Here is a 1,121-nt window from a genome sequence, read left to right as displayed (position 1 = left end):
TCGAGACATCGATCGCGACGGCGGTTGCATAGCAGATGGTGCGTGCCGCGGCGGTCTGCGCCCGCATCCGCATCAGCATGCGCTTGACGTCGGGATGGACGAAGATCGCGTCCGAGCCGTCGCCCTTCTTTCCGACTGCGCGGCCCTGCTTGCGCTCCTGCGCATAGGACAAGGCCTGCTGATAGGCGCGGTCGGCGACGCCGACGCCCTCGAGGCCGACGCCGAGGCGGGCCTGGTTCATCATCGTGAACATGCACAGCATGCCGCGATTTTCTTCGCCGATCAGATAGCCGATGGCGCCGCCATGATCGCCCATGGTCATGGTGCAGGTCGGCGAGGCATGCATGCCGAGCTTGTGCTCGACGCCGGAAGCAAAAATGTCGTTGCGCTGTCCCAGCGAGCCGTCCGCGTTGACCATGAACTTCGGCACCAGGAACAGCGAAATTCCCTTCGTGCCGGCGGGCGCATCGGGCAGGCGCGCCAGCACGAAATGCACGATGTTGTCGGTCATGTCGTGCTCGCCATAGGTGATGAAGATCTTCGTCCCCTTGATGCGATAGGTGCCGTCGACCTGCTTCTCGGCGCGGGTGCGCAGCGCGCCGACGTCGGAGCCGGCCTGCGGCTCGGTCAGTTGCATCGTTCCGGTCCACTCGCCGGAGACGAGCTTTCCGAGATAGATTCTTTTCAGCTCGTCGCTGCCATGCGCCTCCAGCGCCTCGATCGCCGAGGCGGTCAGCAGCGGGCAGAGGCCGAAGGCGACGTTGGCGGCGCTCCAGATTTCGGTGCAGGCGGCGTTGATGGCGAGCGGCAGTCCCTGGCCGCCGAAATCCTCGGGGCCGGACACCGCGTTCCAGCCGCCCTCGGTCCAGCGCTTGTAGGCGTCGGGCCAGCCCGGCGCGGTCGTGACCTTGCCGTCCTCGAGCTTGATGCCGTGCTCGTCACCGACCTTGTTCAGCGGCGCCAGCACGTCGGATGCGAACTTGCCGGCTTCCTCCAGCACGGCGGCGGCGAGGTCGGCGTCGAAATCCCCGTAATGGCCGGCCTCCAGCGCGGCCTTGAGGCCCGCGCCATGGTTGAGCGACAGCAGCATGTCGGAAATCGGCGCGCGGTAGGTCATGGCT

At 66.5% G+C, this 1,121-nt stretch carries 1 protein-coding gene; it reads right to left on the bottom strand.

Translation table 11 applies throughout. The features are described 5' to 3' along the window. A partial coding sequence (locus JHD07_RS08295) for an acyl-CoA dehydrogenase family protein (RefSeq protein WP_291620863.1) occupies positions 1-1,117 on the bottom strand: 1,117 nt, incomplete at its 3' end. Positions 1,118-1,121 lie beyond the last annotated feature (4 nt).

It is taken from the genome of Bradyrhizobium sp., from assembly GCF_016462955.1.
Classification (GTDB): Bacteria; Pseudomonadota; Alphaproteobacteria; order Rhizobiales; family Xanthobacteraceae; genus Bradyrhizobium.
This window is presented reverse-complemented; position numbering and strand designations above follow the sequence as displayed.